We start from the raw sequence: 24756 nt of genomic DNA on the forward strand, positions 1-24756 counted from the left end.
CAGCACCGCGACGGGGCGGCCCCAGTCCGGCAGCACCCCGACGGAGCGCCCCAGTTTTCCGGCAGCACCCCGACGGAGCGGCTGCGATTCGGCAGCGCCGCCAAGGGCTGGCCGCAGTCCGGTAGCACCGCGGCGGGGCGGCCGCAGTCCGGCAGCACCCCGAAGGGGCGGCCGCAGTCCGGCAGCACCCCGAAGGAGCGGCTGCGATTCGGCAGCGCCGTGAAAGGGCGGCCGCGGTTCGGCAGCGCCGTGAAGGGGCGTGGGGCTGCGTCGCCATGCGGCTCCGCCGGGGGGGCCGGCCGCGGCGTCGGCGTCGGCCGAACGGCGGTCCGTCACGGCGCTCACCGCAAAAGTGCTCAGCAGTACCGCACCGGTGCGTTCGCCGGCAGGGCGAAGTGGGTGCGGGCCACCGTCTCCAGTCCGGTGGACTCCATCTCCTCGTCGAGGCGGGACTTCGCGTAGCGGCTGAAGTGGCTCGCCGTCCACTTGCCGTAGCCCTCGCCGTCCGGCGGCTCTTCCTCGGAGACGACGCGGTAGCCGCCGTGTGCCGAGTCCCGCTCCAGCCGGACCACCTGCGGTATCTGCGCGCCGCCGCACTCCACCAGGGCTCCGGCGCGCTCGCCGTACTCCAGGCACAGGGTGTTGACCCCGGCCCGCACCTGGCCCTCGCTCTCCATCAGGTCCAGGGCCTCCGCCCGGCAGAACCACCGCGACCTGAGAGCGGGCTCGCTCTCCCCGGCGCCGGTGCCGGCGGCCTGTGCCACGAGCCGGGCCTCTATCGCGGGGCGCACCCCGGCCCACAGACCGGCGTCCACACCGGCCGACCCCTGCGCCCACACCGCCGTCACCACCAGCACCGCCACCGCCCCGGCGCCTACCCCCCAGATACGTACGGACGTCACCCCACCCCTCCTCCCCGAGCCACACGCCTTGCGCGGCTCCCCCCTCGGGACATGACACCCGAAACGGGCTCAAGGTTGCACGGGACGATCAGACACCCCCAAAAGCCGGGCAGGGACGGTGTACGTCGCGCCGATCGGCGGAGGTGATCGCTCACCCATGAGGCACACTGGAACTTTGGCCCATGACGATGGCCGCCATGGCGATGGCCGCATGAGCCGAAAGGGAAAGGGTGCCGCGCGTGAATGGTCCGTTGATCGTCCAGTCCGACAAGACGCTGCTCCTGGAAGTCGACCATGAGCGGGCCGACGACTGCCGTCGGGCGATCGCGCCCTTCGCCGAGCTGGAGCGGGCGCCGGAGCACATCCACACCTACCGGGTGACCCCGCTGGGGCTGTGGAACGCGCGGGCGGCCGGGCACGACGCCGAGCAGGTCGTGGACGCGCTGGTCGAGTACAGCCGCTACCCGGTGCCGCACGCGCTGCTGGTCGACATCGCCGAGACGATGGACCGCTACGGCCGGCTGACGCTCTCCAAGCACCCGGCGCACGGGCTGGTGCTCACCACCACCGACCGGCCGGTCCTGGAGGAGATCCTGCGCTCCAAGCGGATCATCCCGCTGGTCGGCGCCCGGATCGACCCCGACACCGTGGCCGTGCACCCCTCCGAGCGCGGGCAGATCAAGCAGACGCTGCTGAAGCTGGGCTGGCCCGCCGAGGACCTCGCCGGATACGTGGACGGCGAGGCGCACGCGATCGAGCTCGCCGAGGACGGCTGGGCGCTGCGGCCGTACCAGAAGCAGGCCGTGGAGAACTTCTGGCACGGCGGGAGCGGCGTCGTCGTGCTGCCCTGTGGGGCGGGCAAGACGCTGGTCGGTGCCGGGTCCATGGCACAGGCCAAGTCGACGACCCTGATCCTCGTCACCAACACCGTCTCCGCACGGCAGTGGAAGCACGAGCTGGTGAAGCGGACGAGTCTCACCGAGGACGAGATCGGGGAGTACAGCGGGACCCGGAAGGAGATCCGGCCCGTCACGATCGCGACGTACCAGGTGCTCACGACCAAGCGGAAGGGCGTCTACCCGCACCTCGAACTCTTCGACTCCCGGGACTGGGGTCTGATCGTCTACGACGAGGTCCATCTGCTGCCGGCTCCTGTCTTCAAGTTCACCGCCGATCTGCAGGCGCGCCGGCGGCTGGGGCTGACGGCCACCCTCGTGCGTGAGGACGGCCGGGAATCGGACGTGTTCTCTCTCATCGGGCCCAAGCGCTTCGACGCCCCGTGGAAGGAGATCGAGGCGCAGGGCTATATCGCGCCCGCCGACTGTGTCGAGGTGCGGGTGAACCTCACGGACTCGGAGCGGCTCGCCTACGCCACCGCCGAGACCGAGGAGAAGTACCGCTTCTGTGCGACCACCGCGACCAAGCGGAAGGTCACGGAGGCGATCGTGCGCCGCTTCGCGGGCCAGCAGATCCTGGTCATCGGCCAGTACATCGACCAGCTCGACGAGCTGGGCGAGCACCTGAACGCCCCCGTCATCAAGGGCGAGACCTCCAACGCCCAGCGCGAGAAGCTCTTCGAAGCCTTCCGCCAGGGCGAGATCAGCGTGCTGGTGGTGTCGAAGGTCGCCAACTTCTCCATCGACCTGCCGGAGGCGACGGTCGCCATCCAGGTGTCGGGCACCTTCGGCTCCCGCCAGGAGGAGGCCCAGCGCCTCGGCCGGGTGCTCCGCCCCAAGGCCGACGGCCACCAGGCCCACTTCTACTCCGTCGTCGCCCGCGACACGATCGACCAGGACTTCGCCGCCCACCGGCAGCGGTTCCTGGCGGAGCAGGGCTATGCCTACCGGATCGTGGACGCGGACGAGCTCCTCGCCGAGGGCACGGAGGGCTCCGGGCGCGCCGAGGACGTGGAGGGCACGGAAGGCTGAGTACCCGGCAGGGCGCGGCTGTGCCGTCGTAGGGCTACGGCCGTGCCCGCCAGCAGCGCCAGCCCCAGCAGCGGGTACGGCGCCGCGCACGGCTGCTGCCACCACGGCAGGTGCAGGTCCCGGTCGCCCTGGTGCGGCAGCAGCCACATCGTGCGGGCGGTGAAGAGGGCGGCGGCGGTGAGCGCGAGGGCCGTGCGGGTCTCCGCCAGGAGCACCGCCAGCAGCGGGACGCACCACACCCAGTGATGGGACCAGCTGATCGGGCTGATCAGCAGGGCCGTGAACGCCGTGAGCAGGATGCCCCAGCGGTCGCCATCGGCGCGGTGGGCGCGGATCGCCAGCCACAGGCCCGTCGCCGCGAGCACGGCCGCCGGGAGCGCCCAGGCCAGGCCTGGTGCCTCCGTGCCCGTCACCCTTGCGATCAGGCCCTGGAGCGACTGGTTGTCGACGATCCAGGCCTTGCCGACCCGGCCGGTCTCGAACAGGCGCCGCGTCCAGAAGTCCACGGTCGCCGCGGGGAGGAACAGGGCACCGAGCAGTGCCGTACCGACGAAGGACGCCGTCGCGACGCTTGCCTCCTTTCTGCGTGCGGTGAGCAACAGGTAGGCGATGAAGATCGCCGGGGTGAGTTTGACGCCCGCCGCGATGCCCAGGGCCAGGCCCTGGGCGCGGGCGCCGGGCGGGCGGGTGAGATCCCAGAGGACCAGGCAGGCGATCGCCAGGTTGATCTGGCCGAAGAGCAGTGTCTGGAAGACCGGCTCCAGCCAGAGGGCGAGGGCGGTGGCCGTGCACAGCGCGGGGAGGGGTGCCGTGCGGCCGGCCAGGCGGGCGGAGAGGGCGACGAGACAGGCGAGCAGGAGCGCGTTGCCCGCGAGGAACGCCGCCTTGAGGGCCGGGACGGGGATCCAGGTCGTCGGAACGAACAGGACCGCCGCGAAGGGCGGGTACGTCGCCGGCAGCCGCCACTCGGTGACCGTGAAGCCGTACAGGTCACTGCCGTGGACCACGGCCTCGCCCTCGGCCCGGTAGACCAGCAGATCGGCCATCGGGGCGTGCAGCAGGACGCAGAGGGCGGCGAAGGAGGAAAGGGAGACTGCCAGGAGAGGGAGGGAACGGGAGAGGGAGAGCAGGGGGCATGACGTCACCGTCCGGTTCGGCACGGAGGTGACACTATGCCGTCACTTACGATGTATGCCTGCTTCCTCGCCGTATTCGCCGAGTATGACGACGCTGAACGCGGCGCCGACGAAGACCTTGACGGCACGCAGGGCGTCGCCCAGACGGTGGTGGGGGTGCGGGACTCCGTCCAGGGCGGTGGCACCCGGCGGACCGGAGTGGACTGGATGAATGGTTGCTGCGCTCATGCCTCAATGGTGGAACTTCGGGCACAAGTACGGCATCGGTCCACGGGTCCAATTTCCGGCTTCCGCCAGTCCACCCGCCGATGGACCCCACCCCCCACCTCCGCCCCACCCCACGAGGGACACACCCCCTAGGGGACCCGGCCCCCGCCCCGGAGAAACGCCCGCCGCCCACCCCGCCCATTGCGCAGGCCAGGCCCCTCCTCAGCGCCCGCCGCACCCCCTCGGCGCATCCGGGGGAAATCCATTGGCCTCCCCCGCCCTCCCCTCACTAGAATCTCCGCTCTTGCCCGCCTCCTTCCCCGGAGTGCCGCCGCCCGGACGGAAACCGGTCGGCTGATCGCCACCTGTGCGCCACGCACACCTGAGCGCCACCCACTCGCAGGCCTTCGGAGGCACCCCCTTGTCCACGCCCGCCCACGACCCCCTCACGGACTCGCCCGCCGACCCCGGAGCCGATCCACGTACCGAACCCGCCACCGACCCGCTCTCCCGCGAGCGCGCCCACCTCACCGGCTCCCGGGCCGCTCTGCGGGCCATGCGGGAGGACGCCGAGTCGCTGGACATCCGTGACGTCACCGCGAACTGGGTCAACGCCGAGGTGCTCGCCCGCCAGATCGAGGAGCGCATCAAGGCGCTGGCCGACCTCAGCGACACCCCGCTGTTCTTCGGCCGCCTCGACTACCTGCACGCCCCCGGTGCCGACCAGGCCGAGGGCGCGTACGGCGAGCGCTTCTACATCGGGCGCCGGCACGTCCACGACCACGACGGCGACCCGATGGTCATCGACTGGCGGGCCCCGGTCTCGCAGCCGTTCTACCGCGCGTCGAAGAAGGACCCGATGGACGTCGCGCTGCGCCGCCGCTTCGGGTACACCCGCGGCGACATCACGGCGTACGAGGACGAGCGCCTGTCCGACCCGGCCGAGGCCACCCGGACCAGCAAGCTGCTCCAGCAGGAGATCGAGCGCCCGCGCGTGGGCCCGATGCGGGACATCGTCGCGACCATCCAGCCCGAGCAGGACGAGATCGTGCGCAGCGGGCTCGGCGGAACCGTGTGCGTGCAGGGAGGGCCGGGGACCGGGAAGACCGCCGTCGGCCTGCACCGGGTCGCGTATCTCCTGTACGCCCACCGCGAGCGCCTCGCCCGCACCGGCACCCTGGTCATCGGCCCGAACCGCTCCTTCCTCCACTACATCGAGCAGGTACTCCCGGCGCTGGGCGAGCTGACGGTGCAGCAGGCGACGGTGGACGACCTGGTGGCGAAGGACGTCGAGGTGCGCGGCACCGACACCGCGCCCGCCGCCGTGATCAAGGGCGACGCCCGGATGGCGGAGGTGCTGCGCAGGGCGGTGTACGCGCACGTCACGATGCCCACCGAACCCATCGTGGTGGTGCGCGGCTCCCGGCGCTGGCGCGTCCCGGCGTACGAACTGGAGGTCATCGTCGGGGAGTTGCTGGACCGCGGCATCCGGTACGGCGCGGCGCGCGAGGCCCTGCCGCAGCGCATCGCGCACGCCGTGCTGGTCCAGATGGAGCGGTCGGGAGAGGCGCCCGACGACCGCGTACAGGACTCGGTGGCCCGCAACGCGGCGGTGAAGGCTGCCGTCAAACAAGTCTGGCCGCCGGTCGACCCGGCGAAACTCGTGCTGCGCCTGCTCACGGACGCGGACTTCCTCGCCGTGCACGCGGACGGCATCCTCACCGACGACGAGCAGAAGACGATCGGCTGGGCGAAGGCGGTGCGCAGCGTCAAGGCGGCCAAGTGGTCGCCCGCGGACGCCGTGCTGATCGACGAGGCGACGGATCTCGTCCAGCGGACACACTCCCTCGGCCATGTGGTCCTGGACGAGGCGCAGGACCTGTCCCCCATGCAGTACCGCGCGGTCGGCCGCCGCTGCACCACCGGCTCGGCGACCGTCCTCGGCGACCTGGCGCAGGGCACCACGCCCTGGGCGACCCGGAGTTGGGACGAGGCCCTGTCCCACCTCGGCAAGTCGGAGGGTGTGATCGAGGAACTGACGGCCGGTTTCCGCGTCCCGACGGACGTCATCACGTACGCCTCCCGGCTCCTCCCGCACATCGCCCCCGGCCTCGCCCCGGTGGCGTCGGTCCGTGAGAACCCCGGCTTCTTCGCACTCCGGCAGGTCACGGCCACCGGCGAAGTGGTGGCCGCCTGCGAGGAGTTGCTGCGCAACGAGGGATCGACGGGCCTGATCGCGGCGGACGCGCGCGTACCGGCGCTCGCGGAGGCCCTGACGGCGGCGGGCGTCGGATACCTCGCCCCCGGCGAGGAGACGACGGCCGAGACCCGTCTCACCCTGGTCCCGGCGTCACTGGCGAAGGGCCTGGAGTACGACTACGTGGTCCTGGACGAACCGCAGGCGGTGGTCGACGGCGAACCGGACGAACGCACCGGCCTGCGCCGCCTCTACGTCGCCCTCACCCGGGCCGTCTCCGGCCTGATCGTGACGCACACGGCCCCGCTGCCGCCCCAGCTGACCTGACGCACCCGGTCCCGGGCCGCCGCCACGGGGTTCAGGCGCTGTGGCGGTGGACCGCGTCGAGGAGCTGGTCGATGTCGTCGGCGTGGTGGGAGAAGGCGGTGACGAAGCGGACGATGCCGGGCTCCCAGCGGTCATGGTAGAAGGCGTAGCCCTCGGCGAGGAGGCCGTCGGTGACGTGCTGGGGCAGGCGGCAGAAGAGGATGTTGGCCTGCGGGACGGCCAGCAGGCCGACGCCGGGGATGGCCTTGAGGCCGGTGCCGAGACGGGCGGCCATGGCGTTGGCCCGGCGGGCGTTGTCCAGCCACAGGCCGTCGGTGAGATAGGCGTCGAGCTGGGCCGTCTGGAAGCGCATCTTGGAGGTGAGCTGACCGCCGCGCTTGGCCCGGAAGGCCAGTTCCGTGGCGAGGGCGGGGTCGAAGGAGACGATGGCGTCGGCGGTCATCGCCCCGTTCTTGGTGGCGCCGAAGGACAGCACGTCGACCCCCGCCTTCCAGGTCATCTCGGCGGGGGTGGCGTCGAGGTGGACCAGGGCGTTGGCGAAGCGGGCGCCGTCCATGTGGACGCGCAGGCCCGCGTCCTTGGCGATCGAGGACAGTCGGCGGATCTCCTCGACGGTGTGGACGCTGCCGCTCTCGGTGGCCTGGCTGATGCTCACCACGGACGGCTGCACGCTGTGGACGTCGCCGGCGCGGCGGCGCACCGCGGCCTGGAGCGCCTCGGGGTCGATCTTGCTGTCGAGGCCGGGGAGTCCGACGAGCTTGGCACCGCCGGTGAAGAACTCGGGTGCCCCGCACTCGTCGTGGTGGATGTGGCTGCCCTGGTGGGCGAGGACGCTTCCCCACGGCGGGGTGAGGGCGGCCAGGGCGAGGCCGTTGGCGGCGGATCCGGTGGAGACGGGGAAGACGTCGACGTCGCGTTCGAAGATCTCGGCGAGCCTGCGGCGGGCGCGCTCGGTGAAGGGGTCGTTGCCGTACGGCAGGACCTGACCCGTGGCGGCGTCGGCGACGGCGGCGGCTATGCGGGGGGAGGCGCCGGCCATGTTGTCGCTGATGAAGGACAGGCCGGACGGGGTGGTGGCAACGGTGCTCATGAGGGGTGTTCCCGTTCTCAGGCGCTGATGGGAGAGGCGAAGACGACGGTGATGTCCACCGCCTCGGCGCCGGTGCGGTAGAAGTGCGGGGCGTCGCCGGCGAAGGCGAGCATGTCGCCGGGGCCGAGGTCCTGCGGGGCGTCGACCGGTCCGGCGGTGACGTGGCCGGTGGAGACGAGCAGGTGCTCGATCGTGCCGGTGGCGTGCGGGACACCGGCCAGCTCGGTCTCGGGCGGGATGCGCAGCCGCCAGATCTCCAGGCTGTTGCCGCTGCTGATGCGGCGCAGCAACTCGCGGGTGACGTCGCCGGGTTCGGCTTCCGTGCCCGGCCGGTAGACCGGGCCGGTGTCGGCGTCGCGTGCGAGCAGGTCCGCGATCGGGATGCGCAGGGCGATCGCGATGGCGTCCAGGGTGTCGATGGTCGGGTTGCCCCGGCCGGCCTCCAGCTGGGACAGGGTGGCCTTGCTCAGCCCGGCGCGCCGGGCCATCTCCGCCGCGCTCATGCCCCGCTGCTGACGGCGCAGCCGGATCTTCGCGCCGACCGCGGCCGCGGTGCTGCTCACCGGCTGCCGCCCGGTCCCGGGCCCGGTCCCCGGGCCCATCAACGGCCCCAGAAGACGTTTGAGTGAACCATTCGTTCACTATAACAGGCCATACCGATATGGCGAACCTGGTGTTCATTTAAATGAACACCAGGGAGGGGAGGACACCTACCCTTCGTCCAGCACCCGCCGCCACTCCCGTACGGCCGACACCGAGACCGGTCCGTCCCAGCCGCCCGGCCGCGCCGCGCCGCCGATGTGGAACGCGTCGATCTCCGCCGCCCGCAGCCCCGGCACATGGTCGAGCCGCAGGCCTCCCCCCACCAGAAGCGTCGGCCCGTACCCCGGCTCGCCGCGGCGCCGCGCCTCGGCCAGCAGGGTGGGCAGCCCCTCGTCCACGCCCGTCGCCGCGCCCGCGGTGAGGTAGGTGTCGAGGCCCGGAAGGTCGGCGAGCTGCTTGCGCAGCGCGTCGCGGTCGGCGGCGCGGTCGATGGCCCGGTGGAAGGTCCAGCGGCAGCCCGCCAGCTCGGCCACCACGCGCTCCACGGCCGCCAGGTCCACATCCCCGTGCGCACCGAGGAACCCGAGCACGAACTGGTCGGCCCCCGCCGCCCGCAGCTCCCCGGCCACCCCCACCAGGCGGTCGACGTCCCCCGCCGCGAACCCGTCCGCCAGCCTCAGCATCACGCGCAGGTCGATGTCGACGGCGGCCCGGATGTCGGTGAAGGTCCGGGGCGGCGGGGTCAGCCCGTCGGCCGCCATGTCGGTGACCAGTTCGAGGCGGTCCGCGCCTCCGGCCTGGGCGGCGACCGCGTCCTCGGCGTCGAGTGCGATCACCTCCAGGACTGCACGCGTGCTCATAGGGCCCCTTCCGTGGTGTTCCCCGTGTACCCCTGGCACGGTCGGCCGATCGCAGCGCCGACCGGCCGACCGCAGGAGGTCTAGTCCAATCCCAGGGTACGTGGGGTCCGTATACGGCCGCGAGACCGCCCCCGGCCGCTCACCCGGACAGATTCAGCCCCTCACCCGTACAGATTCAGCTCCTCCACCGCCGCTCCCGTCAGCTCGTACGACGCCCCGTCGACCGCCCGCCCCGTGTACAGCCGTACGAGCGTCGGCGAGTCGCCGATGAAACGGGCCGGTGTCCGTGTGCCGCTCGGCACGCCCAGATGCAGCGGGTCGTCCACGTCGTCCAGGTCGGCCTGCAGGCGCAGCCGCCCCCGGTCCCGGGTGACCCGGGCCAGCAGCGAGAGCGCGTACGGCCGGCCCGCGCCGGTGTAGGCCCCGGGCTCGCCGAGCGAGTCACGGACATCACCGGCGTGCACCCACTCGCCGAAAGCGATCCCGTCCCAGGCCCCGTCGGCCCGCCCCGCGATCACCTCCCCGGCCTCGGTCATCCCGCGCTCCAGTTCGTCCAGGACCCGAGCGTTCGTCCAGTCGGCGCGGTCGGCGATGTCCCGGTCGTTCGACTCGGGCGAGAACACCCCCTTCTCGAAACGGCTCTCCACCACCCGGTTCAGCGCGGCCGAACAGTGCGCGAGCACGTCGCGCACCGTCCACCCCGGACACGCGGCGGTCGGCAGCGCGAAGTCCGCGTCCGGCCGGGAGCGCAGGAGCGGAAGCAGCGCGTCACGCTCGACGGCGAGCAGACGTCCGGGCAGCGAGGGATCACGTACGTCGTCAGCAGTAGTCATGCCGTCCACGCTAGGGGCATGTCAGTGGCGCGCGGGAGAATGGGGCCATGGCCGATCTCCAGAAACTGCGCTTCCGCTGGCGGCGCGCCGTGCAGATGGCGCGGGACGAGGACACCTGCTACCCCGACACCGACCCGTACGCCGACGAGCTGTTGCGCCGCTGGCAGGAGCCGCAGCGCCGGTACCACACCCTGGCCCACCTCACGGCGGTCCTCGACCACGTCGACGTACTGGAGGAGTACGCGGACGACCCCGATCTGGTGCGGCTCGCCGCCTGGTTCCACGACGCGGTGTATCTGCCGGAGCGGTCGACGAACGAGGAGCGCTCGGCCCGTCTCGCCGAACGCGCCCTCCCCGAGGCCGGGGTCTCCGGGGCCGGGACCGCCGAGGTCGCCCGCCTGGTCCGGCTCACCGTCACCCACGACCCGGCCCCCGGCGACCGCAACGGCGAGGTCCTGTGCGACGCCGACCTGGCGATCCTCGCCGCCCCGCCCGCCGCGTACGCCGTCTACACCGCCGAGGTACGCGAGGAGTACCACTTCGTCCCGAACGACGCCTTCCGCGACGGCCGTTCCGCGATCCTGCGCCAACTCCTCGACCTGCCAAGACTCTTCAGAACCCCGCACGGCAGGGCCGAATGGGAGCCGACCGCCCGCTACAACCTCGCCGCCGAGCTGGAAATGCTGTCGACCGCGGAGGATCCGGCGTCCTAGGGTGCGACGCATGCGTGAAATGGGCGGGGATCAGGTAATAGAGGCCGTCGCGAGCTGTGTCGCGGCACTGCGGCCGGCGGTGGCACGGGACTGGACGGAGGTGAAGGCGGGGGGCCTGGACTGGAACTGCCACGAGACGGCGCTCCATGTCGCCGACGACCTCGTCGCGTACGCCGGCAACCTGGCCGGGCGCGCCCAGGACGCCTACGTGCCCTTCGGGCTCAAGCTCGACGACGGCACCGACAACTCCGGCCTGCTGCACGTGATCGAGACGACCGGCGCGCTGCTCGCCGCCACCGTCCGGACCACCCCGCGCGCGGTCCGCGCCTTCCACCCGTACCCCTTCCGCAGCGCGGACCGGGCCGGCTTCGCCGCGATGGGCATCGCCGAAGTCCTGCTCCACACGCACGACATGACGAAGGGTCTGGGGATCACCTACCAGCCCTCCGACGAACTGGCCGAGTCCGTCCTGACCCTGCTCTTCCCGCACGTCCAGCCCGGTCGGACGTCCTGGGAGACCCTGCTGTGGGCCACCGGCCGCGGTGAGCTGCCCGGCCGCGCCCCGGTCACCGAGTGGCGCTGGCACAACAACCTCGTCATCCCCGCCGACCGCCTCGACCTCGTCGGCATCCGCCCCGCCGAGGCCCGTGACCTGAGCCTCGGCGGTGACGGCGGCTTCGAGTGGACCGAGGACGGCCCCTACGAGGGCACCCGGGAGGCCGCCGGCTTCCTGCTGAAGGCGTACGAAGGGGGCGTGCACCGGCCGGAGTTCGGCGTCTTCGCCCTGGTCCGCCGGGAGGACGGCCGCGCGGTCGGCGGCATGGGCTTCCACTCCGCGCCGGACGAGGAGGGCCGGGTGGAGATCGGCTACGACCTGACGGAGTCCGCCCGCGGCCACGGCTACGCGACGGAGGCGCTGCGCGCCCTGGCCGACTGGGCCCTGCCCCGCGACGACGTACGCTCCCTGTTCGCCACCGTCGAGCCCGCCAACCTCCCCTCCCAGGCGGTCGTCGCCCGGGCCGGCTTCACCAGGGTGAGCGAGGACGGGGAGGGGCTGGCCTTCGAACTGCGGGCGGCGCGGTAGGGGCCGTCGTCGAGTTCGGCGCGGTAGTGGCCGTTACCGGGGCACGTCGCTCTTGCGTCTGCGCAGCCCCGCTCCGTGCAGCAGCCGTACCACCTCGCGGCTGCTGACCTCCACCGCGCCGGCCCGTACCGCGTCCGGGTAGCGGTGGGACGGGATGTCGTAGTGGTCGCGTTCGAAGGCGCGCCGGGGGACGCCCAGCCCCTCGGCGAAGACGTGCAGTTCGGCGTAGGAGACGTCGCTGACCAGGTGGGACCACATGCGGCCGTGGCCCGGCCAGTCCGGCGGGTCGATGTACACCGTCATGAGAGCACCGTCATGAGGACGCCATCCCGCCCGTCGCCCGGCCCAGGGAGCCGACGGAGGCGACCTTCACGCCCGCCTGGTGGCACACCCAGTGCGGGTCGGGGCCGAGCTCCGGCTCGACGTCCAGGGCGTGCGGGTCGCCGGTGCCGCACACCGGGCACAGCGGCCAGCGGCCGTACCGCTCCAGCAGCGCGTCCTGTACGTCCTGGGCGACCAGCCCCGCCACGTACTCCGCCCCGTCCGGCCACTGCTGGACCCACCAGCGCCGCTGTACGACGGAGTCCTCGACCAGTGAGACGACGTCCGCCTCGGCGACCTCGCCCGCGACCAGGTCGGCGAGCACGAGGGCGCGGGCTGCGTGCAGCGCCTGTTCCAGGGGGCTTACGGGGTCCATGGTCCTATTGTGCGCGGTCTTGACCAGCCGCCCGAAACGAAAATATCTTTCAGGTGTGACCGAGAACGTGAAGGAAATTTTCGGCGACAGTCCGGGCGGGCCCCCGGCCCCCGGCAAAGCACCGCCGGCTCCGGCCGCCCTCGCGGCCAAGGTGCGTACCCTCGCCCCCTCCATGACCCGCTCCATGCAGCGCGTCGCCGAAGCCGTCGCGGGCGACCCCGCCGGCTGCGCGGCCCTCACGGTCACCGGGCTCGCGGAGCGCACCGGCACGAGCGAGGCGACCGTCGTCCGCACCGCCCGGCTGCTCGGTTACCCCGGCTACCGCGATCTGCGGCTCGCCCTCGCCGGGCTCGCCGCACACCAGCAGTCGGGGCGGGCGCCCGCGATCACCACCGACATAGCCGTCGACGATCCGATCGCCGACGTCGTCGCGAAGCTCGCCTACGACGAGCAGCAGACCCTCGCGGACACGGCCGCCGGCCTGGACACCGTGCAGCTGGGGGCCGCGGTGAGCGCGCTCGCCGGGGCGCGGCGGACCGACGTCTACGGCATCGGGGCGTCCGGGCTGGTCGCCCAGGACCTCACGCAGAAGCTGCTGCGGATAGGGCTGATAGCGCACGCGCACAGCGATCCGCATCTGGCGGTCACCAACGCGGTGCAGTTGCGGGCGGGTGACGTGGCCATCGCCATCACGCACTCCGGGTCCACCGGGGATGTCATAGAACCCTTGCGGGTCGCGTTCGAGCGGGGGGCCACGACCGTTGCCATCACCGGGCGGCCGGATTCCTCGGTGACGCAGTACGCCGACCATGTGCTGACGACCTCGACCTCGCGGGAGAGCGAGCTGCGGCCGGCCGCGATGTCCTCGCGGACCAGTCAGTTGCTGGTGGTGGACTGTCTGTTCGTGGGCGTGGCCCAGCGGACGTACGAGGCGGCGGCTCCGGCGTTGGCGGCGTCGTACGAGGCGTTGGCACATCGGCACCGGAATGCGCCGCGATAGACCGTAGGGCTTGATCGTCGTGGGCGCGTGCGGGCCGGATGTGGCTGGTCGCGCAGTTCCCCGCGCCCCTGGTGGGCGCACTCGACCGAGTCAGAAAGAACCGTTCTCCATGACCACCGAACATCGCGCTCTCCGCACCGAACTCGAAGCGCTCACCACCGAGGCGTTTCGGCCGGAGCTTTCCGAGATCGACACGCTTTCCACTCTCGACATCGCGCGTCTCATGAACGGGGAGGACGCCGGGGTCGCCGCCGCCGTGGCGGTGCGGCTGCCGGAGATCTCCGGGGCCATCGACGCCGTCGCCGCCCGGATGGCCCAGGGCGGGCGGCTCGTCTACGCCGGTGCCGGTACCGCCGGGCGGCTCGGGGTGCTCGACGCCTCCGAGTGTCCGCCCACCTTCAACACCGCTCCCGGTCAGGTCGTCGGTGTCATCGCGGGCGGGCCGGAGGCCATGGTCACGTCCGTGGAAGGCGCCGAGGACTCCGCCGAACTGGCCCGGAAGGACCTCGACGCCCTCGGGGTGGACGCCCTCGACTCGGTCGTCGGTGTCTCGGCCTCCGGCCGCACCCCCTACGCCGTCGGCGCCGTCGAGCACGCCCGCGCCCTCGGTGCCCTCACCGTCGGCCTCTCCTGCAACGCGGGCAGCGCGCTCGCGGCCGCCGCCGAGCACGGCATCGAGGTGGTCGTCGGCCCCGAGCTGCTCACCGGCTCCACCCGTCTGAAGGCCGGCACCGCCCAGAAGCTCGTCCTCAACATGCTGTCGACGATCACGATGATCCGGCTCGGCAAGACCTACGGGAACCTGATGGTCGACGTCCGGGCCTCGAACGAGAAGCTGCGCGCCCGTTCCAGACGGATCGTGGCGCTCGCGACCGGGGCCGGGGACGAGGAGATCGAGCAGGCGCTCACCGCCACCGGCGGCGAGGTGAAGAACGCCGTCCTGGTGATCCTGGCCGGTGTCGACGGGCCCACCGCCGCCCGCCTTCTGGAGGAGTCCGGCGGCCGTCTGCGCGCCGCGCTCGCCACGGCGGCCGACTGACCCGCACGCTCGGGGTGTGCAGAGATCGCCGTACGACACCGCCGCCGCCCTGCTGCCCCTCGTCGGCGGCCCCGCGAACATCACCTCCGTCGCCCACTGCATGACCCGGCTGCGGCTGGGGCTGAGCGATCCCTCACTCGTGGAGGGGGAGGCGGTGCGGGCGGTGCCGGGGGTGCTGGGGGTGGTGCCCGACGGGGACACCCTCCAGGTGGTGATCGGGCCGGGGGCGGTGGTGACGGTGACCGCCGAGTTCCAGCAACTCCTGACGACGGAGAAAGCGGCGGCGGCCGAGCAGCTCGCCGCCCGCGGGGCCGAGTTGCGCGCCGCGCGCGTCCGGCGCAACGCGACCCCCCTCAAGACCGCCCTGCGCCGCGTCGCCGACGTCTTCGTCCCGCTCATCCCCGCCCTGATCGGCTGCGGGGTGCTGGCCGGCCTCAACGGGCTTCTCGTCAACGCCGGCCTGCTGCCCTCGCTCACCCCCGCCCTCGCCGCCATCGCCTCCGGCTTCATGGCCCTGATCAGCGTCTTCGTCGGCTACAACACGGCGAAGGTGTTCGGCGGGACGCCCGTCCTCGGCGGTGCGGTCGCGGCGATCGTCGTCTACCCGGGCGTCGCGAAGGTGACCGCCTTCGGCGTGGCCCTCGCGCCGGGGCAGGGCGGGGTGCTGGGCGCACTGGCCGCCGCCCTGCTCGCCGTCCACGTCGAGCGGTGGTGCCGAGGCCGCGTCCCCGACGCCCTCGACGTCCTCCTCACCCCCACCGTCACCGTCCTCGTCGCCGGACTGGCCACCCTGTACGGCCTCATGTACGGCGCCGGTGTCGTCTCCTCCGCCATCGGCACCGCCGCCGACTGGCTCCTCGCCACCACCGGCCCCCTCGCCGGGCTGATCCTCGGCGGCCTCTTCCTCCCCCTCGTGATGCTGGGCCTCCACCAGGCCCTGATCCCCATCCACACCACCCTCATCCAGCAGCAGGGCTACACCGTCCTGCTCCCCCTCCTGGCCATGGCCGGCGCCGGCCAGGTGGGCGCGGCGCTGGCCGTGTACGTCCGCCTCCGCCACGACACCTCACTCCGTACGACCATCAGGTCCGCCCTCCCGGCCGGCCTGCTGGGCGTCGGCGAACCCCTCATCTACGGCGTCTCACTCCCCCTCGGCCGCCCCTTCCTCACCGCCTGCGCGGGCGGCGCGGCGGGCGGGGCCTTCGTCGGGTTCTTCGCCGTACTCGGTAACCGCGTCGGGGCCACCGCCATCGGCCCCTCGGGCTGGGCCCTGTTCCCCCTGCTGACGGGGAACAGGGGCCCGGCCCTGGCGGCGGCGGTCTACGCGGGCGGCCTGCTGACCGGCTACGCCGTCGGCTTCCTCGCCACCTACGTGAGTTTCAACGGCGATCCCAGTAGAACGTGACGTCCACGTCGTCGCCGAGGTTCTTCAGCCGGGCGGGACACAGAAGTTGGCCAGTTTCCGCGGTCCCTGACACTGTGAGGGCACACTTCCGGGTACGAGGCGCGCATTCAGGGGGAGTTGCCATGGCGACGATCGGGTTGGCCGCAGCCATCGAGGAGTTGCGGCAGGAACTGTACGAGGCCCAGGACCGGGGCACGCACGAACAGTTCGCCTTCGAGATCCAGGAAGCCCAGCTGGAGTTGCTGTTGGAACTCCGCGACGACGTCAAGGGCGAAGGGAAACTCCAGTTCGGGGTGGCCACGGCGGGCGCGGGCGCCGGACACTCGTCGGCCCGGTCGCACAAGCTGACGCTGAAGCTCCGGGTCAGGGACCGGGCGACGGGCGGCGGCAGCCCCGAGATCGGCGGGCCGCAGTCCGGCTCCTGGGACGACGAGGGCTGAGGTGGACCGCCGACGCCTCACCCTGGTCAGGGGCGGAGAGGACACGGGGTTCCGCCGCATCGGCAGCGGGTACCTGATCGCACCGCGCCTGGTACTGACCGCCCGGCACGTCGTCGAGGAGCACCCGGGCGCCGCCTGGCCGCGCATCGACGTACGCGTGGGGCACCCCCAGGACGACACACGGCGCTGCGCGGCACAGGTCTGCTGGACCCACCCCGACGGCCGCGATGTCGCCCTGCTCCTGCTCGACGAGTCCGTCGAGGCACCGGGCGCGGTGCGCTGGGGCCGCCCGGTCGGCAACGACCCCCTCCCCTACGAAGCACTCGGCTTCCCGGCCGCGACGACGGGCAACGGGCAGTACGGCGTCGAGCACCTGCGGGGAGAGCTGCCCGTACTGGGCGGGGGCAGCGGCGAACAGGACCGGTACGTCCTCGACCAGGGCCCCGCACCGGAAGCGGATTCCGGGGGCGGCGCCAAGGCCTGGTCCGGCGCCTCCGGCAGCGCGGTCTTCTGCCGGGACCATCTCGTCGGGGTCGTCATCCACGACGACGAGGCGTTCCGGAACCGCCGGCTGCACGCGTGTCCGGCCCGGTCGTTCGTGGACGACCCCGGCTTCGCCGACGTACTGGAGCGCCACGGCGGCGGCCGTCCCCGGCTGAGCCAGGTCGGCGGCACGGACCTGGAACGCTATCTGCGTGCCGCCCGGCTCGCCGCCACCCGGCACCCGTACCCCGGAGTCATGCCCGGCACCATGCCGCCGCTGTCCCACATCTACGTGCGCCAGCAGGTCGTGAGCCGGAACTCGCCCACCGAGGAGAGAGCCGGGAACGCCGGACTCATGGCGAGCGGCCTGCTCCCCGCCTCCCCGCCACAGCCGGCCGACGAGGTCCTGACCGGTGACGGGGTCTGTCTGGTCGTCGGAGGACCGGGCGGCGGCAAGTCCAGCCTGCTGCGCACCCGCCTCACCCACGGCGCCGCACAGTGGCTCGACGGCACCGCCGACCCGGGCCCCGCGCCCGTCCTGGTGCCGGCCGCCGCCCTGGTCGGCGCTCCCCTCAGCAGAGCCCTCGCCGACACCGTCAACGCCCAGCTCCACCGGTACGGCCTCACGTCCCCCGTCCCCGACACCTTCTTCGAAGACCGTCCGGCCCCGGGGCACGGCTGGCTGGTGCTGGTCGACGGCCTCGACGAGATCACAAGCGTCTCCGGCCGGGAGGACGTCCTCAGGACCGTGGCCCACGCCGGCGACCAGTACGCGTTCGTCGTGGCCACCCGCCCCGTGCGCGAGGCCGAACAGGGCATCCTCGGCCCCCAGGTCCCGTGCTACGAGCTGGAACCGTTCCGCACCGACGAGCTGGAACACGTCGCGACCGGCTGGTTCCGCGCCCTCGACGTCACCGAACCCGAGCAGACCGCACAGCGGTTCCTCGGCACGCTGCACGCGATGGGCCTGATCGATCTCGCCCGGGTCCCGCTCATGATGTCCATGCTCTGCCAGCTCCGCGCCAAAGCCCCGGCAGAACCACCCCCTCGCGGGCGCGGCGACCTCTACCGCAGGTTCGTGGACCTGCTGCACGAGCGCCAGTACGCCGCCGGCGCCATGGAACAGGCCCGGGCCGCCCTGCGGCAGTACGGCTCCGACGCCGAGGCCGGGGCGGAACGGACCGTCCAGAGCCTCCGGCCGATCCTCGCCGACCTCGCCCACCGGCTGCTCTTCGCCGACGAGCACGATGGCCGGCCCGCCCTCGACGTCGTACAGGACCACGAGTCCGCCGAACGGCCGACGGCGGTGCCGGAAAAGGGCTGGCGGGAGTTCCTGGAGTCGGTCCTGTGCGGCACCGGACTGCTGACCCGGCGCTCGGACGACCTGGTCTTCACTCACCAGACCTTCCTGGAGTACTTCGCCGCCCGCCATGCCGCCGACGAGGAGGAGAGACTCCAGGTCGTCTTCCGGGAGATCTTCTTCCGTCGGTCCCAGGCTCGCCGACGGTTCAGAAGAGACTGGGCCCCGCCCAAGAACGACCCGTTCGGCGGCTTCCTCCTCGACCTCACGCCTGACGACCACCCGCTCAAGGCCGAGTTCCTGACCCTGATGACCTCGGGGCGTGCGGGCGCCGACGGCCCCCGGTTCCTGATCGACCAGGCGCAGTCGGGAACCTGGCTGTCCGAGGACGTGCTCAAGGACTCCGTGAGTCTGCTCCGCCGACTCAGCCGCGACCGGTCGCTGGCCGCGTTCGAACGCTTTCGCGTGGCCGTGACGCTCAGCACCGTCGACATGACGGCCGGCGTGGAAGCCTCCCGTGATCTCGCCCAGGACCCCAAGGCGGACGACTACGTACGCGCGCTCGCGGTACGCCTGTACACCGGATTCGCCTCGATGGAACCCGCCCGATTCCTCGACGACCTCGCCCCGGACACGCCAGACGATGCCAAACCGTCGCACCGGTTGAAAGCTGCGCTGGCCCTGATCGAGAGCGATCCGGCGACCGCCGTCCGACGACTGCACGCCCTCGCCCGCGACGGCAGTGTGCCGCCCCAGGACCGGATACGGGCAGTGGTGGTGCTGAACACGCTCGACAAGCAGCCCGGACTGGCGGAACTACTGCGCGACCTCGCCGACGACACCACCTTGGACATCAGCCGACGCCTCACAGTGGGATGGCTGATACACAAAGCCGACCACGACACAGCCACCGCACTGCACGAGAAGGTCGCCCGGGATCCCGCGACGAGGGCCGCCCACCGCCTGGAGGCCGCGGAGTCGCTCTCGTGGATCGACCCGCAGCGAGCGCGGATCGTCCTCGGTGAACTCCTCGACGACACCACCCTCGGACGCAGACACCGTCGGCGGGCCGCGGAGCTGCTCTCCAAGACACGCGACTCGCAACCGGACTGACCGTCCTCAACAGTGCATCCCCCGCGCCCTGTTGGCCCACCGCACCTGCTCCCGCAGCACCTCGTCCGGCGGCGTGAGCGCCAGCGACTCCGCCGGACAGTCCCACTCCCGCCCGCCGGCCACGGGCCGCAGCTGCACCTTGCCGCCGACGTGCCCCATCACCTCGCCGATCCGACCGTCCCGTACGTCCGTCACACACGTCCCCACGGGCGGCCGTTCACCGCGCACCACCGAGGCCAGCCGCTCCGCCACCCGGACGTTGCAGCGCCCCAGCTCGACCAGGGCAAAGGGCTCGTCACTAGCCCCGGTCACCGGATCGACGCACAACGACGGCAGCATGACCCCGGCGCCCTTCAGGGCCATCCGCAACGACTCCACGACTTCTTCGGTCGGCCGCACCTTTTCCACCTCCACGCTGAGTTCACTGTTCGCAACACAGCGTGTCGGTCATCGCTCTAACCTGGCTAGATACGACATCCCAACAACCTCGTCCGTGGAACAGGGAGTTGCCCATGGCGGCACCGAAGGACCTGGACCCGTCGTCCTCGCCACGAGCGCTCCTGGGGGCCGAGTTACGCCATGCGCGCGAGAAGGCCGGCCTCAGCCAGACGGAACTGGGGCAACGGCTCTTCGTGAGCGGGTCGTTCATCGGGCAGTTGGAGGCGGGGACGCGGCGGATGTTGCCGGAGTACGCGCGGATTCTGGACGAAGTCCTGGGAAGGGACGGCTTCTTCGCCCGGAACTGCAAGGCGGCGGCTAAGTCGAGATATCAAGACCACTTCGCAGAGGCGGCCGAGTCGGAGACCCAGGCGACGGCCATCAGGCAGTACGCACCACTCCTGATCCCCGGTCTGCTGCAGACTTCCGCCTACGCACGAGCGGTGAACCGCGCGTACGACCCGACCACGCCGGAGGAGACCATCGAGGAGTGGGTGGACAACCGGATGGCACGGGTCCGCCTGCTCGACGATCCGACAAAGCCGTTGTTGTGGGTGGTACTCGACGAGGCGGCGCTGCACCGGGGGGCAGGTGGCCGAGCGGTGATGGCGGAGGCCCTGAGCCACATCGCCGGTCTCGTCCGCCGGGGCCGGGTCATCGCGCAGGTGCTGCCGCTCAGCGCAGGTGCGCACACCGCGATGGAAGGCGCGCTGAAGTTGATGGACTTCGAGGACGCTCCTCCGCTGGCCTACTTGGAAGGAGTCCGCACCGGACGTCTGGAGGACGACCCGGCCACCGTCACCCAACTGAGGTTCGTGTTTGACCTCCTCGTCGCCTCCGCGCTCTCGCAGGAGAAGTCCCTAGCCCTGATGGATGCGTTGGCGCAGGATTACGCTCATGAGGAACATCCCTGACCACGAGCTGAGCACGGCCGTATGGATCAAGTCGAGCTACAGCGGCAACGCCGACAACTGCCTGGAAGTAGCCGAGCGCCACGCGCCCCTCATCCCCGTCCGAGACTCCAAAACCGCCCCCCACGGCCCGAGGCTCGCGTTCCGGCCGGAGGCCTGGTCGGCCTTCGTGAACGGCGTCAAGCAGTAACCCCGTGGTCATGGCCGGTGGTACTGCTGGTCCCACCCCCGCATCTGGCGGCGGCCTGTTCCCGAAGAGGATCATCGGCGCGGGATGGTCACCCCACACCGGTCACCCACACCGAACGGACCTCGCCGTGAGCATGATGTACCTCGCCCAGCCCGACCAGCAGCAGAAGCTCGAATGGCTCGACGGCGGACAGTTCGCCGTCCTCCTGGACAGCGCGGCCACCGACGGGCAGCTGACCGTGGGTCGGTTCAGCGTCGCCAAGGGGGAGGCGCCGCCGTACCACGTGCACACCCGCGAGGACGAGATCTTCATGCTGATCAAGGGCACCGCGCTGGTGTGGTCGGACGACCAGGAGCTGGAGCTGTCGGAGGGCGGGATCGTCTACCTGCCCAAGAACGTCCCGCACGGCTACCGGATCACCTCCGCCACCGCCGACCTGCTGATGATCTGCACTCCGGGCGGCATCGAGGGCATGTTCCGGCACGCGGGGCGCGACATGTCGACCGCCCGGCCGGAGGGGTTCGAGATATCCAAGGACCTGATGGCCGAGGCCGCCGACCTGTACGGCCAGATCATCGTCGGCCCGCCGCGCTGAGCACCGGCACCGTCGGCACCTCCACCTCCGCCCAGCTACGAAAGGCACAGCCATGTCCGGGCAGCAACGCCGCGACCTCGACGAGATGCTCCGGCACGCCCCGCTCGACGTCGGAGGCGACGTGGCGGAAGCGCGCGCGGCCTTCCGCACGATGATGACCTCGATACCGCTGCCTCCCGATGTCACGACCACCCCCGGCCGGCTCGGCGGCGTCCCCGTCGTCACGGTCGAGACGCCCGGCGGCGATCCGTCCGAGGTGGTGCTTTACTTCCACGGCGGCGCCTACGCCATCGGCTCCGCCGCCGACGCGGCGGGCCTGGCCGCCGACGTGTCCCGGCGGGTCGGCGCCCGTGCCGTCTGCGTCGACTACCGGCTGGCGCCCGAGAACCCGTTCCCCGCGGCCGTCGAGGACGCGGTGGCCGCGTACCGCGCGCTCCTCGACCAGGGCGTCCCCGCGGCCCGGACCGCCTTCGTCGGCGAGTCCGCCGGAGGCGGCCTGGCCATCGCCACGCTGGTCGCCCTCAAGTCGGCGGGACTGCCCCAGCCGTCGTCGGCCGCGGTGTTCTCGCCCTGGACCGACCTCACGGTGTCCGGCGCCAGCACGACCGGCAAGGCCGGCCTGGACCCGGCGCTCACCCCGCAGGCCCTGCGCACCCGGGCCCGCGACTACCTCGGTACGACGCCCGGCACCGAACCGCTGGCCAGCCCGGTCTTCGCCGACCTGACGGGACTGCCGCCGCTGCTCGTCCAGGTGGGCTCGCACGAGATCCTGCTGGACGACGCCGTCCGGCTGGCCGCCCGCGCCGCCGCCGACGACGTCCGCGTCGACCTCCAGGTCTGGCCCCAAGTCCCGCACGTCTTCCAGTCGTTCGCCGTCATGCTGGACGAGGCCGACGAGGCGCTGGAGTCCGCCGCCGCCTTCACCCGGGCCCACTGGGCGGCCGCCCGGACCTCCGCCGAGGCCGCGCTCAGCTCCTGACCGCCACCACAGGCAGGCCTTTACCCAGATGTGGCACAAGAGTTCCATCGCGCGCAGATCATCCAAACATTTGCGCACGATGATGCCCGCATGGCAACGACGAACAACTTCGGCATCGCCCTGCGCGGCTGGCGGGAGCGCCGTTCACCCCTGACGGGCGAGCTGGAATCCGGTGCGGACCGGCGCATCCCGGGTCTGCGCCGCGAGGAACTGGCCCGGCTGTCCGGGCTGTCCGTCGACTACGTGGTGCGGCTCGAACAGGGCCGCGCCCGCAACCCCTCGGCCCAGGTCGTCGGCGCCCTGTCCCGGGCCCTGCGCCTGGACGCCGAGGAACGCGACCACCTGTTCCGGTGCGCCAGGCTCACCCCGCCCGCCACCGGCGACGTGCCGCGGCAGGTGCCGCCGAGGGTCCACCGGCTCGTCCGGCAACTGGGCGACGCACCGGTCGCGGTCTACGCCGCCGACTGGACGCTGCTCAGCTGGAACCGGATGTGGACCGCCGTCATAGGGGACCCCCGCGCCTACGGCTGGGACCAGGGCAGTCTCGTCGCCGGGATGTTCCGCTCCCCCGGCGGCCACCGGGTCGACGCCATCGCCGCCTGGCCGGTACGGTCCTGGGCCGGCGACGAGGCCGAGGAGGAGTCCCTGGTGGCCGACCTGCGGGTCACGGCGCTGGCCCACCCCGACGACGCCCGCCTCTCCCTGCTCGTCGACCGGCTCCTGGGCACCAGCCCCCGCTTCGCCCGGCTCTGGTCCAACGGCACCGCGGGCCTCCACACCGGCGACCGCAAGACCGTCGAACACCCCCTGGTCGGCGACCTCACCCTCGACCTCGACGTCCTCACGGTCCCCGGCTCCGACCTCCGCATCGTCGTCTACGCGCCCGCCACCGACCTCGACGACACCGACAAACTGACCGCCCTGCGCACGTCCCCGAGGCTCAAGCCACCAGCCCCGAGCCCTCTTTTCAAGGAACGGGTGGAGGGCCTCAACCCACCCTCCCACCCCGAGAGTTGACGGCACGCGTTCGGTTTGCCACACACAGTCACGATCGTCTAGCGTGCCCGCATAACGAACAGAACAGCCCCCGTCAGGCGCTACCAACACCTGCGGGGGCTTGACCAAAGAGATCGGACACAACGATCCCCATGGCTGACAGCCAGCTTACTGCCGCCCCCCTGCCCACGCACGCCGCCTCGCACCCCATGGCCGGTCCCGGCTACGGAAAGCGGTCCGCGCCCGGTCAACATCGGCGCACCAACGACGACTTCGCCCACCTCCCGCCCCGCGAAGCCGCCATCGCCGCGTACGTCGACCGTCTCCCCGACGGCGCCGACATCTCCGTCAAGACGCTGGCCAAGCACCTCCCGTACGGCCAGTGCGCCCTCCGCACCGCCCTCAACGCCCTTCAGCGGGCGGGCCACTTGAGGCGTGGCCGGGAACATCTCGCCGGGTCGGGGAGCCAGCACTGGATCACCCGATCGTGGTGGTCCCGTACCGCACGCGGCGATGACTGGTGGGCGTCGTTCACGCGCGGCGGCGTACCGGAGCGGGAGCAGCCCCCGGACCGGGCCCGCCCCACCCGCACCCGCGCCCACATCCTCCTCGCCGCCCTCGGCCGGACGGCGCCCGTGCTGTCCCTCTCCCAGGCCGACTGCGCGGCCCTCGCTCCGCTGCTTACGGAGTGGTTCGCGCGGGGCGCCACCGACGAGTACGTACTCCGGGCCCTGACCAGCGGCCTGCCCTCCCCCGTCCACCACCCGGCCGCCCTGCTCCGCAAACGCCTCGCCGACAAGCTCCCACCCGAACCGGTCCCGTCCCCCACTCGCCCGCCGCTGCGGATCCTGGAGTGCGCGAGGTGCCGCACGCCGGGCCGCCCGGAGGCGCTGCCGGGCGGCATCTGCGGCGCATGCCGCGGCGAGGGCGCCCCCCGCAGCCACAACACGCCCCTGTCACCTCCCGAGGTCCGCTCCCGCGTCGCCGAGATCCGTGGCGCGATGAACCAACACCGAGAGGGGACACCCGCATGAAGGCTTCCCTGGAGACGTATCCGCTTGTGGAAGCCCGGAACCAGCTCGGCCGGCTTGTGGGCCGGGTCCGGCACGGGCAGGAGCACATCCTGATCACCGAATACGGCAAGCCTGCCGCCGCACTCATCCCGATAAGTGATCTCGAAGAACTTCAGCGGCTTCGGGACGAAGCGGACGTCGCCGAAGCGCGTGCACGTGAGGCGGCTTCGTCCGGGCCCTCCATGGCGCATGACGAGTTCATGGCGCAGCTGGAGGAAGAGGACGGCCGAGGGGTCGCTTCGTGATCCACGCGGTGGTGTGGGAACACCACGCCATG

Annotated in this window: 26 protein-coding genes; 16 read left to right on the forward strand and 10 right to left on the reverse strand. The window is 72.0% G+C overall.

The genetic code is table 11. From position 1 onward, the window contains the following. Positions 1–356 precede the first annotated feature (356 nt). Positions 357–902 (reverse strand): hypothetical protein, encoded by a 546-nt coding sequence (locus ACGFZQ_RS25660; RefSeq protein WP_393842271.1) that lies wholly within the window; start codon positions 900–902, stop codon positions 357–359. Positions 903–1141: 239 nt separating this feature from the next. On the opposite strand from ACGFZQ_RS25660, the gene ACGFZQ_RS25665 reads away from it, so the two are divergent. Then, positions 1142–2830 (forward strand): DNA repair helicase XPB, encoded by a 1689-nt coding sequence (locus tag ACGFZQ_RS25665; RefSeq protein ID WP_351737135.1) that lies wholly within the window; start codon positions 1142–1144, stop codon positions 2828–2830. On the opposite strand, the gene ACGFZQ_RS25670 is transcribed toward ACGFZQ_RS25665, so the two are convergent. Next, positions 2743–3876, reverse strand: a complete 1134-nt coding sequence (locus ACGFZQ_RS25670) for a glycosyltransferase 87 family protein (protein WP_393842449.1) — start codon at positions 3874–3876, stop codon at positions 2743–2745. The genes ACGFZQ_RS25665 and ACGFZQ_RS25670 overlap by 88 nt on opposite strands. A gap of 132 nt (positions 3877–4008) precedes the next feature. Beyond that, positions 4009–4194 (reverse strand): hypothetical protein, encoded by a 186-nt coding sequence (locus ACGFZQ_RS25675; protein ID WP_393842272.1) that lies wholly within the window; start codon positions 4192–4194, stop codon positions 4009–4011. A 400-nt stretch (positions 4195–4594) separates the two neighbouring features. Here ACGFZQ_RS25675 and ACGFZQ_RS25680 point away from each other — a divergent pair, with 400 nt between their 5' ends. Continuing rightward, entirely contained in the window at positions 4595–6697 is a 2103-nt protein-coding gene (locus tag ACGFZQ_RS25680; RefSeq protein ID WP_393842273.1) for a HelD family protein, read from the forward strand. A 31-nt stretch (positions 6698–6728) separates the two neighbouring features. Here ACGFZQ_RS25680 and ACGFZQ_RS25685 read toward each other — a convergent pair whose 3' ends face one another. The 4 genes from ACGFZQ_RS25685 to ACGFZQ_RS25700 form a co-directional block, all read right to left on the reverse strand. Beyond that, positions 6729–7787 (reverse strand): threonine aldolase family protein, encoded by a 1059-nt coding sequence (locus ACGFZQ_RS25685; protein ID WP_393842274.1) that lies wholly within the window; start codon positions 7785–7787, stop codon positions 6729–6731. A gap of 17 nt (positions 7788–7804) precedes the next feature. Further along, positions 7805–8350, reverse strand: a complete 546-nt coding sequence (locus tag ACGFZQ_RS25690) for a helix-turn-helix domain-containing protein (protein ID WP_393842275.1) — start codon at positions 8348–8350, stop codon at positions 7805–7807. Between the two features lie 147 nt (positions 8351–8497). Then, positions 8498–9190, reverse strand: a complete 693-nt coding sequence (locus tag ACGFZQ_RS25695) for a copper homeostasis protein CutC (RefSeq protein WP_393842276.1) — start codon at positions 9188–9190, stop codon at positions 8498–8500. Between the two features lie 161 nt (positions 9191–9351). Beyond that, positions 9352–10023 (reverse strand): maleylpyruvate isomerase family mycothiol-dependent enzyme, encoded by a 672-nt coding sequence (locus ACGFZQ_RS25700; RefSeq protein ID WP_393842277.1) that lies wholly within the window; start codon positions 10021–10023, stop codon positions 9352–9354. Between the two features lie 47 nt (positions 10024–10070). Here ACGFZQ_RS25700 and ACGFZQ_RS25705 point away from each other — a divergent pair, with 47 nt between their 5' ends. Together ACGFZQ_RS25705 and ACGFZQ_RS25710 are read left to right on the forward strand one after the other, a co-directional pair. Next, positions 10071–10736, forward strand: a complete 666-nt coding sequence (locus tag ACGFZQ_RS25705) for a hypothetical protein (protein ID WP_393842278.1) — start codon at positions 10071–10073, stop codon at positions 10734–10736. Between the two features lie 10 nt (positions 10737–10746). Further along, complete coding sequence (locus ACGFZQ_RS25710; protein WP_393842279.1) at positions 10747–11820, forward strand: GNAT family N-acetyltransferase; 1074 nt, start codon at positions 10747–10749, stop codon at positions 11818–11820. Between the two features lie 33 nt (positions 11821–11853). On the opposite strand, the gene ACGFZQ_RS25715 is transcribed toward ACGFZQ_RS25710, so the two are convergent. Then, positions 11854–12123, reverse strand: coding sequence for a DUF4031 domain-containing protein (locus ACGFZQ_RS25715; RefSeq protein WP_393842280.1), 270 nt, complete (start codon positions 12121–12123; stop codon positions 11854–11856). Positions 12124–12133: 10 nt separating this feature from the next. Then, positions 12134–12517 (reverse strand): hypothetical protein, encoded by a 384-nt coding sequence (locus ACGFZQ_RS25720; RefSeq protein ID WP_351737117.1) that lies wholly within the window; start codon positions 12515–12517, stop codon positions 12134–12136. A 55-nt stretch (positions 12518–12572) separates the two neighbouring features. Here ACGFZQ_RS25720 and ACGFZQ_RS25725 point away from each other — a divergent pair, with 55 nt between their 5' ends. The 5 genes from ACGFZQ_RS25725 (at position 12573) to ACGFZQ_RS25745 (ending at position 19297) form a co-directional block, all read left to right on the forward strand. Continuing rightward, entirely contained in the window at positions 12573–13517 is a 945-nt protein-coding gene (locus ACGFZQ_RS25725; protein WP_393842281.1) for a MurR/RpiR family transcriptional regulator, read from the forward strand. Positions 13518–13626: 109 nt separating this feature from the next. Next, positions 13627–14556, forward strand: coding sequence for an N-acetylmuramic acid 6-phosphate etherase (murQ, locus tag ACGFZQ_RS25730; RefSeq protein ID WP_393842282.1), 930 nt, complete (start codon positions 13627–13629; stop codon positions 14554–14556). A gap of 16 nt (positions 14557–14572) precedes the next feature. Continuing rightward, positions 14573–15961 carry a PTS transporter subunit EIIC gene (locus ACGFZQ_RS25735; RefSeq protein WP_393842283.1) on the forward strand — a complete coding sequence of 463 codons (1389 nt, stop codon included), beginning with the start codon at positions 14573–14575 and terminating at the stop codon, positions 15959–15961. Positions 15962–16083: 122 nt separating this feature from the next. Beyond that, entirely contained in the window at positions 16084–16401 is a 318-nt protein-coding gene (locus ACGFZQ_RS25740; RefSeq protein ID WP_351737109.1) for a trypco2 family protein, read from the forward strand. Position 16402: 1 nt separating this feature from the next. Then, positions 16403–19297, forward strand: coding sequence for a trypsin-like peptidase domain-containing protein (locus ACGFZQ_RS25745; RefSeq protein WP_393842284.1), 2895 nt, complete (start codon positions 16403–16405; stop codon positions 19295–19297). 6 nt (positions 19298–19303) lie between these two features. On the opposite strand, the gene ACGFZQ_RS25750 is transcribed toward ACGFZQ_RS25745, so the two are convergent. Further along, a complete protein-coding gene (locus tag ACGFZQ_RS25750) occupies positions 19304–19696 on the reverse strand; it encodes a hypothetical protein (RefSeq protein WP_393842285.1) in 393 nt (130 codons plus the stop codon). A gap of 113 nt (positions 19697–19809) precedes the next feature. Between ACGFZQ_RS25750 and ACGFZQ_RS25755 the strand changes: the two genes are divergently transcribed. The 7 genes from ACGFZQ_RS25755 (at position 19810) to ACGFZQ_RS25785 (ending at position 24724) form a co-directional block, all read left to right on the forward strand. Further along, on the forward strand, positions 19810–20649 hold the full coding sequence (locus tag ACGFZQ_RS25755) for a helix-turn-helix domain-containing protein (protein WP_393842286.1): 840 nt from the start codon (positions 19810–19812) through the stop codon (positions 20647–20649). Continuing rightward, a complete protein-coding gene (locus tag ACGFZQ_RS25760; protein ID WP_393842287.1) occupies positions 20633–20836 on the forward strand; it encodes a DUF397 domain-containing protein in 204 nt (67 codons plus the stop codon). The genes ACGFZQ_RS25755 and ACGFZQ_RS25760 overlap by 17 nt, the downstream gene beginning before the upstream one ends. Positions 20837–20969: 133 nt before the next feature. After that, a complete protein-coding gene (locus ACGFZQ_RS25765) occupies positions 20970–21431 on the forward strand; it encodes a cupin domain-containing protein (protein ID WP_393842450.1) in 462 nt (153 codons plus the stop codon). Positions 21432–21483: 52 nt separating this feature from the next. Next, positions 21484–22410, forward strand: coding sequence for an alpha/beta hydrolase (locus tag ACGFZQ_RS25770; protein WP_393842288.1), 927 nt, complete (start codon positions 21484–21486; stop codon positions 22408–22410). Positions 22411–22500: 90 nt separating this feature from the next. Next, a complete protein-coding gene (locus tag ACGFZQ_RS25775) occupies positions 22501–23427 on the forward strand; it encodes a helix-turn-helix transcriptional regulator (RefSeq protein WP_393842289.1) in 927 nt (308 codons plus the stop codon). A gap of 131 nt (positions 23428–23558) precedes the next feature. Next, positions 23559–24440 carry a hypothetical protein gene (locus tag ACGFZQ_RS25780; RefSeq protein ID WP_393842290.1) on the forward strand — a complete coding sequence of 294 codons (882 nt, stop codon included), beginning with the start codon at positions 23559–23561 and terminating at the stop codon, positions 24438–24440. After that, positions 24437–24724, forward strand: a complete 288-nt coding sequence (locus ACGFZQ_RS25785; protein WP_393842291.1) for a type II toxin-antitoxin system prevent-host-death family antitoxin — start codon at positions 24437–24439, stop codon at positions 24722–24724. Before ACGFZQ_RS25780 ends, ACGFZQ_RS25785 begins: the two co-directional genes overlap by 4 nt. Positions 24725–24756 lie beyond the last annotated feature (32 nt).

The sequence above is a fragment of the Streptomyces sp. NPDC048254 genome (genome assembly GCF_043201895.1).
Classification (GTDB): domain Bacteria; phylum Actinomycetota; class Actinomycetes; order Streptomycetales; family Streptomycetaceae; genus Streptomyces.

Bases quoted from the DNA above. Each gene is read 5' to 3' on its own strand.
- ACGFZQ_RS25670 (WP_393842449.1), bottom strand. From the start codon at position 3,876: ATGGCCGATCTGCTGGTCTACCGGGCCGAGGGCGAGGCCGTGGTCCAC.
- ACGFZQ_RS25675 (WP_393842272.1), bottom strand. From the start codon at position 4,194: ATGAGCGCAGCAACCATTCATCCAGTCCACTCCGGTCCGCCGGGTGCC.
- ACGFZQ_RS25685 (WP_393842274.1), bottom strand. From the start codon at position 7,787: ATGAGCACCGTTGCCACCACCCCGTCCGGCCTGTCCTTCATCAGCGAC.
- ACGFZQ_RS25695 (WP_393842276.1), bottom strand. From the start codon at position 9,190: ATGAGCACGCGTGCAGTCCTGGAGGTGATCGCACTCGACGCCGAGGAC.
- ACGFZQ_RS25700 (WP_393842277.1), bottom strand. From the start codon at position 10,023: ATGACTACTGCTGACGACGTACGTGATCCCTCGCTGCCCGGACGTCTG.
- ACGFZQ_RS25705 (WP_393842278.1), top strand. From the start codon at position 10,071: ATGGCCGATCTCCAGAAACTGCGCTTCCGCTGGCGGCGCGCCGTGCAG.
- ACGFZQ_RS25710 (WP_393842279.1), top strand. From the start codon at position 10,747: ATGCGTGAAATGGGCGGGGATCAGGTAATAGAGGCCGTCGCGAGCTGT.
- ACGFZQ_RS25715 (WP_393842280.1), bottom strand. From the start codon at position 12,123: ATGACGGTGTACATCGACCCGCCGGACTGGCCGGGCCACGGCCGCATG.
- ACGFZQ_RS25720 (WP_351737117.1), bottom strand. From the start codon at position 12,517: ATGGACCCCGTAAGCCCCCTGGAACAGGCGCTGCACGCAGCCCGCGCC.
- murQ (WP_393842282.1), top strand. From the start codon at position 13,627: ATGACCACCGAACATCGCGCTCTCCGCACCGAACTCGAAGCGCTCACC.
- ACGFZQ_RS25740 (WP_351737109.1), top strand. From the start codon at position 16,084: ATGGCGACGATCGGGTTGGCCGCAGCCATCGAGGAGTTGCGGCAGGAA.
- ACGFZQ_RS25755 (WP_393842286.1), top strand. From the start codon at position 19,810: ATGGCGGCACCGAAGGACCTGGACCCGTCGTCCTCGCCACGAGCGCTC.
- ACGFZQ_RS25760 (WP_393842287.1), top strand. From the start codon at position 20,633: ATGAGGAACATCCCTGACCACGAGCTGAGCACGGCCGTATGGATCAAG.
- ACGFZQ_RS25765 (WP_393842450.1), top strand. From the start codon at position 20,970: ATGATGTACCTCGCCCAGCCCGACCAGCAGCAGAAGCTCGAATGGCTC.
- ACGFZQ_RS25770 (WP_393842288.1), top strand. From the start codon at position 21,484: ATGTCCGGGCAGCAACGCCGCGACCTCGACGAGATGCTCCGGCACGCC.
- ACGFZQ_RS25775 (WP_393842289.1), top strand. From the start codon at position 22,501: ATGGCAACGACGAACAACTTCGGCATCGCCCTGCGCGGCTGGCGGGAG.
- ACGFZQ_RS25780 (WP_393842290.1), top strand. From the start codon at position 23,559: ATGGCTGACAGCCAGCTTACTGCCGCCCCCCTGCCCACGCACGCCGCC.
- ACGFZQ_RS25785 (WP_393842291.1), top strand. From the start codon at position 24,437: ATGAAGGCTTCCCTGGAGACGTATCCGCTTGTGGAAGCCCGGAACCAG.